Annotated in this window: 9 protein-coding genes (1 of these 9 only partly in view); 6 read left to right on the top strand and 3 right to left on the bottom strand. The window is 58.8% G+C overall.

Going from position 1 to position 8,655, the window contains the following annotated elements; genetic code table 11:
• Positions 1–760, bottom strand: the 5' portion of a protein-coding gene (gene tyrS, locus ABIA48_RS17585; protein WP_429490266.1) for a tyrosine--tRNA ligase. It extends 440 nt beyond the left edge of the window; 760 of the gene's 1,200 nt are visible here — the first part of the coding sequence; it begins with the start codon at positions 758–760; its stop codon lies off the left edge, out of view.
• Between the two features lie 211 nt (positions 761–971).
• Between tyrS and ABIA48_RS17580 the strand changes: the two genes are divergently transcribed.
• Both ABIA48_RS17580 and ABIA48_RS17575 read left to right on the top strand, forming a co-directional pair.
• Complete coding sequence (locus ABIA48_RS17580) at positions 972–2,390, top strand: peptidoglycan DD-metalloendopeptidase family protein (protein ID WP_429490265.1); 1,419 nt, start codon at positions 972–974, stop codon at positions 2,388–2,390.
• Positions 2,391–2,393: 3 nt separating this feature from the next.
• Positions 2,394–3,485 (top strand): anhydro-N-acetylmuramic acid kinase, encoded by a 1,092-nt coding sequence (locus tag ABIA48_RS17575; protein WP_429490263.1) that lies wholly within the window; start codon positions 2,394–2,396, stop codon positions 3,483–3,485.
• Positions 3,486–3,553: 68 nt separating this feature from the next.
• On the opposite strand, the gene erpA is transcribed toward ABIA48_RS17575, so the two are convergent.
• On the bottom strand, positions 3,554–3,904 hold the full coding sequence (gene erpA, locus ABIA48_RS17570) for an iron-sulfur cluster insertion protein ErpA (RefSeq protein WP_007906865.1): 351 nt from the start codon (positions 3,902–3,904) through the stop codon (positions 3,554–3,556).
• 167 nt (positions 3,905–4,071) lie between these two features.
• Positions 4,072–5,106, bottom strand: a complete 1,035-nt coding sequence (gene argC, locus ABIA48_RS17565) for an N-acetyl-gamma-glutamyl-phosphate reductase (protein WP_007980174.1) — start codon at positions 5,104–5,106, stop codon at positions 4,072–4,074.
• Positions 5,107–5,241: 135 nt separating this feature from the next.
• On the opposite strand from argC, the gene hemJ reads away from it, so the two are divergent.
• The 4 genes from hemJ (at position 5,242) to ABIA48_RS17545 (ending at position 8,584) form a co-directional block, all read left to right on the top strand.
• A complete protein-coding gene (gene hemJ, locus ABIA48_RS17560; protein WP_429490261.1) occupies positions 5,242–5,673 on the top strand; it encodes a protoporphyrinogen oxidase HemJ in 432 nt (143 codons plus the stop codon).
• 33 nt (positions 5,674–5,706) lie between these two features.
• On the top strand, positions 5,707–6,675 hold the full coding sequence (locus ABIA48_RS17555; RefSeq protein WP_429490259.1) for an NAD(P)H-dependent flavin oxidoreductase: 969 nt from the start codon (positions 5,707–5,709) through the stop codon (positions 6,673–6,675).
• A gap of 93 nt (positions 6,676–6,768) precedes the next feature.
• A complete protein-coding gene (locus ABIA48_RS17550; protein WP_429490257.1) occupies positions 6,769–7,734 on the top strand; it encodes a DUF805 domain-containing protein in 966 nt (321 codons plus the stop codon).
• Positions 7,735–7,795: 61 nt separating this feature from the next.
• Complete coding sequence (locus ABIA48_RS17545) at positions 7,796–8,584, top strand: SDR family NAD(P)-dependent oxidoreductase (protein ID WP_108231607.1); 789 nt, start codon at positions 7,796–7,798, stop codon at positions 8,582–8,584.
• The last annotated feature ends 71 nt before the right edge of the window (positions 8,585–8,655 follow it).

Below are 8,655 nucleotides of genomic sequence, written 5' to 3'. Positions count from 1 at the left end.
CATCCGGAATGGAGACCAGCTTGCTGTACATCACACCCGGCGCTTCCTGGATACCAACATAGTTGCCCAAGGACTTGGACATCTTCTTCACGCCATCCAGCCCCTCAAGCAGCGGCATGGTCAAAATGCATTGAGCTTCCTGACCATAACCACGCTGCAGCTCACGCCCCATCAACAGGTTGAACTTCTGATCGGTACCACCGAGCTCGACGTCTGCGCGCAGAGCTACCGAGTCGTATCCCTGAACCAGCGGATAAAGGAACTCATGAATGGCGATTGGCTGATTGCTTGTATAGCGCTTGTCGAAGTCATCACGCTCGAGCATGCGGGCCACGGTGTACTGCGAGGTCAGGCGAATGAAGTCGGCCGGCCCCATCTGATCCATCCATGTGGAGTTGAATGCCACTTCGGTTCTTGCCGGATCCAGAATCTTGAAGACCTGCGTCTTGTAGGTCTCGGCGTTCTCGAGGACCTGCTCGCGAGTGAGCGGTGGACGCGTAGCACTCTTGCCGCTCGGATCACCAATCATCCCGGTGAAATCACCAATCAGGAAAATCACCTGATGCCCCAGTTCCTGGAACTGGCGCAGCTTATTAATAAGAACGGTGTGACCCAAGTGCAGATCCGGAGCCGTTGGATCGAAGCCCGCCTTAATACGTAGCGGCTGGCCACGCTTGAGCTTTTCAATCAGCTCGGACTCGACCAACAGTTCTTCCGCACCACGTTTGATCAGCGCTAGCTGTTCTTCAACCGACTTCATAACAGACCCGCAAGGCTCAGATTCAAAGGGAACCAACCATACAAGATCGCGCGTCAAATACAAGGTTTGCCCGGCGCACGGACGCCAATCCACAGACAGAGTGCCTGCGGACTTGCTTCAGAGATGATTTGGTTATATTTTATACAGTTATTTCATCTTCATCATGTCATTCATCTTTTCCAATTCATCTTTTTCAAAGTCAAAACCACTTATGACCACAGAATCGTCTAAAGCGCCGCCGCTTTACCCGAAAACCCACTTGCTTGCCGCAAGTGGCATCGCCGCCCTTCTCAGCCTGGCGCTCCTGGTATTCCCTTCCAGCGATGTTGAAGCCAAAAAGACGACCCTGAGTCTTGAACTGGAAAGCCCTGTTGAACAACTGACACAAGATCAAGACGCTGCTGACGCCGTTCAAGCCACAAATGAACCAGCAGCCTCCCCCTTCGCGCAAATCGACAACAGCGCTGAAGACACTCAGGAAACCGCTCAAGCCGAACCGGCGCCGGTCGTCGAAGAAAAGAAGCCGGCAAGCCACAGGGAAGTGATCGTCACCAAGGGTGACACCCTCTCTACACTGTTCGAGAAAGTCGGCCTCCCGGCTACTTCAGTGCGTGACGTGCTGGCCAGCGACAAGCAGGCCAAGCAGTTCAACCAGCTCAAGCATGGGCAAAAACTCGAATTCGAATTGAGCCCTGACGGCCAGTTGACCACCTTGCACAGCAAGCTCAACGACCTCGAAAGCATCAGCCTGACCAAGAACGACAAGGGCTACACGTTTAACCGCACTACCGCGAAACCGACCGTGCGCTCCGCTTACGTTCACGGAGTGATCAACAGCTCGCTATCGCAGTCCGCGGCCCGTGCTGGCCTGTCTCACAGCCTGACCATGGACATGGCCAGCGTGTTTGGCTACGACGTGGATTTCGCCCAGGATATTCGCCAGGGCGACGAGTTCGACGTGATCTACGAGCAAAAGGTGGTCAACGGCAAAGCCGTAGGAAATGGCCCGATCCTGTCGGCGCGCTTCACTAACCGCGGCAAGACCTACACCGCCGTTCGCTACACCAACAAACAAGGCAACAGCAGCTACTACACTGCTGACGGCAACAGCATGCGCAAGGCGTTCATCCGCACACCGGTGGACTTCGCCCGTATCAGTTCGAAATTTTCCATGGGCCGCAAACACCCGATCCTTAACAAGATCCGCGCCCACAAAGGTGTCGACTACGCCGCCCCGCGTGGTACGCCGATCAAGGCTGCCGGTGATGGCAAGGTCCTGCTGGCGGGTCGCCGTGGCGGCTACGGCAACACCGTGATCATCCAGCACGGCAATACCTACACCACGCTCTACGGCCACATGCAAGGCTTCGCCAAAGGCGTGAAGACTGGCGGCACAGTGAAACAGGGCCAAGTGATTGGCTACATTGGCACCACCGGCCTCTCCACTGGTCCACACTTGCACTACGAGTTCCAGGTCAATGGCGTGCACGTCGACCCGTTGGGCCAGAAACTGCCAATGGCCGATCCGATTGCCAAGGCAGAACGCACACGCTTCCTCGCCCAAAGCCAGCCGTTGATGGCACGCATGGAACAGGAAAAAGCCACTCTGCTGGCTTCGAGCAAGCGTTAAGTCATGGCGCTCTATATAGGTGTGATGTCCGGGACCAGCCTTGATGGCCTGGACATCGCGCTGATCGAGCAAGCCCCGGCGATCAGGCTGATCGCCTCCCACTACATCCCGATGCCCGGTTCCCTGCGCGCCGAGCTGCTTGGCTTGTGCGCCAGTGGCCCGGACGAGATCGCCCGCTCCGCCATCGCCCAACAGAACTGGGTGAAACTGGCAGCCCAAGGGATTCACGCCCTTCTCGCGCAGCAGCAACTGAAGCCTGAAGACATTCGTGCGATTGGCAGTCATGGCCAGACCATCCGCCACGAACCGGCCCGCGGGTTCACCGTGCAGATCGGCAACCCGGCATTGCTGACGGAGCTGACTGGCATCACCGTGGTCAGCGATTTCCGCAGCCGCGATGTCGCTGCCGGCGGACAAGGTGCACCACTGGTTCCCGCCTTTCACGAAGCCTTGTTTGAGGAACGGATCGGTAATCGCGCCGTGCTGAACGTTGGCGGCTTCAGCAATCTCAGCCTTATCGAGCCCGGCAAGCCTGTTGCCGGTTTCGACTGTGGCCCGGGCAACGTGCTGCTGGACGCCTGGATTCATCAGCAACGCGGCGACCACTTTGACCGTGACGGCCAATGGGCTGCCAGCGGCAACGTAGAACCGGTCCTGCTGAATGCACTGCTCAGTGATCCGTTCTTTGTGACCAAAGGCCCGAAGAGTACCGGCCGGGAAGTGTTCAACCTGCCATGGCTGACACAGCATCTGGCACGACTGCCAGCCTTCGCCGCCGAAGATGTTCAGGCGACGCTGCTTGAGCTGACCGCGCTGACCATCATCGAATCACTGCAAAGCGCCCAGTCAGACACGCAGGAACTGCTGGTCTGCGGCGGCGGCGCCCACAACACTGCTTTGATGAACCGCTTGGCCAGCCTGCTGCCAAATGCAAGCGTCAGCAGCACCGCCACCTACGGTGTAGACCCCGACTGGGTCGAAGCCATGGCCTTCGCGTGGCTGGCTCATTGCTGCCTCGAAGGTATTGCAGCCAACCGTCCGAGCGTTACCGGTGCCCGCGGTTTGCGTGTACTCGGCGCCATCTACCCCGCATAAATCCTCCAGACAGCAAAACGCCGCAAGACCCTGAGGCCGTGCGGCGTTCTGTGAAACAGGCGCGCTGATCAGATCGAGAACGAAGAACCGCAGCCACAGGTGGTGGTCGCATTCGGGTTCTTGATGACGAAACGCGAACCTTCCAGACCTTCCTGGTAGTCCACCTCGGCACCTGCCAGGTACTGGAAGCTCATCGGATCGACCACCAGACTCACACCTTCGCGCTCGACGATGGTGTCGTCATCGGCCACTTCTTCATCGAAGGTGAAGCCGTACTGAAAACCTGAACAACCGCCGCCCGTAACGAATACGCGCAGCTTCAAGCGATCATTCCCCTCTTCATCGACCAGGCTCTTCACCTTGTGCGCGGCACCGTGTGTGAATTGCAAAGCCGTGGGGGTGAAGGATTCGACGCTCATGCTGACTATCTCCCGGCGTTACGCCGTCATATTGCGTGATGACGCGCATTATCCGCTTCTCCTAGAAAAGCGGTCAACTATTGTTATGGTATATCAACCAATCCAATCGCCAGCCCGGAATGCAAAAAGGCCCGTCTAACGGGCCTTTTGGCTGTGCGCGATAAGCCTTACGGCAGCATGCCGGCGTGGGAAAGACCCAGACGTTCATCCAGCCCGAACAGGATGTTCATGTTCTGCACTGCCTGGCCCGAAGCACCTTTGACCAGGTTATCGATCACCGACAACACCACCACAAGATCACCATCCTGCGGACGATGCACCGCGATACGGCAAACGTTGGCACCACGCACGCTACGCGTCTCAGGATGGCTGCCGGCCGGCATCACATCGACGAACGGCTCATTGGCATAACGCTTTTCAAACAGCGCCTGCAGGTCCACCGAGCGATCAACGACGGTTGCGTACAGCGTGGAGTGAATGCCACGAATCATCGGCGTCAGGTGCGGAACGAAGGTCAGGCCGACGTCTTTGCCTGCTGCACGACGCAGCCCCTGGCGAATCTCCGGCAAGTGACGGTGACCTTTGACGGCATAGGCCTTCATGCTTTCCGACGTTTCGGAGTACAGCGAGCCTACGGAAGCACCGCGACCGGCACCACTGACGCCGGACTTGCAGTCAGCAATCAAATGCGCAGCATCGGCCAGGCCGGCTTCGAGCAATGGCAGGAAACCCAATTGCGTTGCGGTTGGATAGCAGCCTGGCACGGCAATCAGGCGTGCTTTCTTGATCTGCTCGCGATTGACTTCCGGCAGACCGTAGACTGCTTCGTCCAGCAGTTCCGGCGCGCCGTGCGGCTGGCCGTACCATTTGGCCCATTCATCCGCGTCTTGCAGACGGAAATCGGCCGACAGGTCGATGACCTTGGTCCCGGCCGCCAGCAATTCGCCCGCCAAGGCATGGGCAACACCGTGTGGCGTGGCGAAAAACACCACATCGCAAGCGCCCAGGGTCTTGATGTCCGGAACGCTGAACGCCAGGCCGTCGTAGTGGCCTCGCAGGTTCGGGTACATATCGGCCACGGCCAGGCCAGCCTCGGATCGGGAAGTGATGACAACCACTTCAGCTTGCGGATGCTGCGCCAACAGACGCAGCAGTTCGACACCGGTGTAACCCGTGCCGCCGACGATACCGACCTTGACCATAAACCTGCCCTCAACGAACCCACTGGAAAGCCGTCGATAATAGGGCGCGCGCGCCCCTGCGACAACCGCCAAGGTGACGTGCGGAGCGTCAAGCCTCTACTATTCCGACTACCGTGAATTGGGGAATAACTAAAAATGCTTTATCTGTGGCTCAAAGCGCTTCACATCATCAGTATCGTTTGCTGGTTTGCCGGCCTGTTCTACCTGCCGCGACTGTTCGTCTATCACGCCCAAAGCGAGGACACCGTCAGCAAGGAACGCTTCAGCATCATGGAGCGCAAGCTGTACCGCGGCATCATGGGCCCGGCAATGATCGCTACGCTGATCTTCGGCGGCTGGTTGATCAGCCTCAACCCCGGCGCCTACTTCACTCAGGGTGGCTGGATGCACGCCAAGCTGACGCTGGTGGTGATTCTGATCGCCTACCACCACATGTGCGGCGCGCAGGTAAAACGTTTTGCCCGTGGCGAAAACACCCGCAGCCATGTCTTTTATCGCTGGTTCAATGAGGTTCCGGTTCTGATATTGCTGGCAATCGTAATTCTGGTCGTCGTTCGGCCGTTCTAAATCCAACAGGCACAACTCACCGGGGTACTTCCAATGTCGCTGCCCGCTCTGCTCGAACAACGTTTGCGTCTGCCCGTGGTGGCAGCACCGATGTTCCTGATTTCCAATCCGCAATTGGTACTCGCCTGTTGTCGCCAGGGCGTGGTCGGCAGCTTCCCGGCGCTGAACCAGCGCGAAAGCAGCGGCTTCAAGGCCTGGCTGGAAGAAATCGAAGCCGGGCTGGCGACACTGGAAAACCCCGCACCTTATGCCGTGAACCTGATCGTGCATAACAGCAATCCCCGTTTACAGGCAGATCTGCAGATCTGCGTCGAACACAAAGTACCGATCGTGATCACCAGCCTCGGCGCCGTGAAAGAACTGGTCGATGCGGTGCACAGCTACGGCGGCCTGGTGTTCCATGATGTGACGACACGTCGTCATGCCGAGAAAGCGGCCGAAGCCGGCGTGGATGGCTTGATCGCCGTAGCTGCCGGCGCCGGTGGACACGCCGGGACCTGGAGCCCGTTCTCGCTGATTGCCGAAATCCGCCAGTTCTTCGACAAGACCCTGTTGCTGGCCGGCTGCTTGAACCACGGGCATGAAATTCTTGCTGCGCAATTGCTCGGCGCGGATCTGGCCTACTTTGGCACTCGGTTTATCGGCACGACCGAAAGTCACGCGCCTGACGCCTACAAAGAAATGCTGCTGACATCCAAAGCCGCAGACATCATCCATACTCCAGCTGTGTCAGGTGTCCCCGCGAGTTTCATGCGCCAGAGTCTGGAAGCCGCCGGTTTCGACATGGCCGCCTTGCAAGGCAAGGGTGAGATCAATTTCGGTTCCAAGCTCAAACCCGTGAGCGATGAGGCCAAAGCCTGGAAAACCGTTTGGTCTGCCGGCCAGGGCGTGGGAGAAATCGAGGACTTGCCGAGTGTCGAGCAGTTGATTGCACGTCTCGACGCGGAGTACCGCAAGGCTCTGGAGCAGGCTGCCCAGTTGACCAAACGCTGGCCGAGCTGACAGCAAACCTTGGCCAGTCTTGCCCGGCTGGCCTTACACTCACCCGGACACAACATTTTCCTTTCAACCTCTCGCGACAAGGATGCCTCGGACATGGGTGAAAATCATTTCAAAATCGTATTCGAGGGCTCCTTGCTGCCCGGTGTCGACATCACCACGGCAAAGCTCAATCTCGCCGAGTTGTTCAAAAGCGATGTCACGGCCATTGAGCGCCTGTTCACCGGGCGTCCGGTAGCGCTCAAACGCAACCTGTCGCAAGCCGATGCCCAGACCTACCTCCAGGCGCTGAGCAAAACCGGTATCGACGCCCGCATCGAAGCCGAAACGCCGATCGAGCTGAACCTCGCCGACGTTCATGACCATGCTCCAGCCAGCGGCCAGGCGTCTTTTGCAGATCCGCAATCCCCTTACGCACCGCCTCGCGCGCCGGTCGGCGAAGTCGCGGCGGAATTCGCCACGCTCAAGCCATTCAGTTTCGATGGCCGTATCGGCCGCTTGCGTTACCTCGCCTGGACGCTGGTGCTGTCAACTGTACTCCTGGCCGTTTGCGGGGTGTTTGCCTTGGTCGCTCTGGCTTTCATCGGCGCGGATTCGACCGCGGGCCTGATATTGGGCAGCTTGCTGGCCTTGATCCTGTTCGTCGGATTTGTATTCGTCAGCATCCAGATCACTGTTCAACGCTTGCACGATGTCGGCTGGTCCGGCTGGCTGTGGCTGCTTAACCTGGTGCCGTTCGTTGGCAGTTTCTTTCCGTTCGTGATCATGGTTGTGCCGGGCAACGACACCGCCAACCGCTACGGCCCGCCGCCACCGCCGAACAGTACCGCGGTCAAGGTATTGTCTTCGCTGTGGCTGATCGTTATCGCGCTGGTTCTGTTCGGCTCGCTGGCCGGTGGTCTCACGGCGATACGGGAAGAATACAAAAGCGCCGCCCAGAGCAGCTACGAAAGCAGTTCGGTCACCACCGATGAAATCGACGTCGAGGTCGCACCGGTGCCAAATTCCGTCGACGATGCAGCCGAAGAGGTCCAGCCCCCTGTAGACTCTGCGAAAGAATAAACAGCGCTCCTGGCCCGTGACACCTGCGTCGCGGCGCGGAGCTGTTGCGATGGAGAACTGCATGACCCGTTACGCTCTGATCACTGGCGCCTCCAGCGGCATCGGCCTGGCAATGGCCGAAGCGCTGGCCCGGCGCGGCCGCAGCCTGATTCTGGTGGCCCGACAACGTGATCAGCTGGAAAGTATTGCGATTGAACTGACCCAAAGGTTCGGCGTGGAAGTGTTGTTCCGTGCCTGTGACCTGGGCGAACCGCTGCGCCTGTCCGGATTCCTGCTGGAGCTGGAAGAAGGCGACCGGCAGATCGATCTGCTGGTCAACTGCGCCGGTATCGGTACATGCGGCCCGTTTCTGGCCCAGGACTGGATGACCGAACAAGACCTGATCGAAGTGAACATCCTCGCCCTCACCCGCCTGTGCCACGCCATCGGCAACAGCATGGCCCTGCAAGGCGGTGGGCAGATTCTGAATGTGGCCTCGGTGGCGGCGTTTCAACCGGGGCCGTGGATGAGCACCTATTACGCCAGCAAGGCGTATGTGCTGCACTTTTCCGAAGGGTTGCGCGTCGAGCTGAAAAAATGTGCGATCAAGGTTTCGGTGCTCTGCCCCGGGCCGACCCGCACGGCATTTTTCCGTACCGCACAACTCGACAGCGACAAACTGGCCAACAGCAAACTGCTGATGAGCCCCGAGGAAGTGGCGCTCTACACCGTGCGCGCACTGGAAAAGAATAAAGCGATCATTATTCCGGGGCGGCGCAACCGCTGGTTCGCCTTCCTGCCAAGGCTCGGCTCGCGCTGGCTGACTCGCACCATCGCCGGCATGGTCAACAAGGCCTACTGCCCGCGCTGATCCAACTCAAGGTAAAAGACTGGGCGCTGGCATACGCCATGAGTACACTCAGGCCAGCCCAAACAACGGAG

Origin of the sequence: Pseudomonas sp. S30_BP2TU TE3576, assembly GCF_050436025.1 — a bacterium.
Classification (GTDB): Bacteria; Pseudomonadota; Gammaproteobacteria; order Pseudomonadales; family Pseudomonadaceae; genus Aquipseudomonas.
This window is presented reverse-complemented; position numbering and strand designations above follow the sequence as displayed.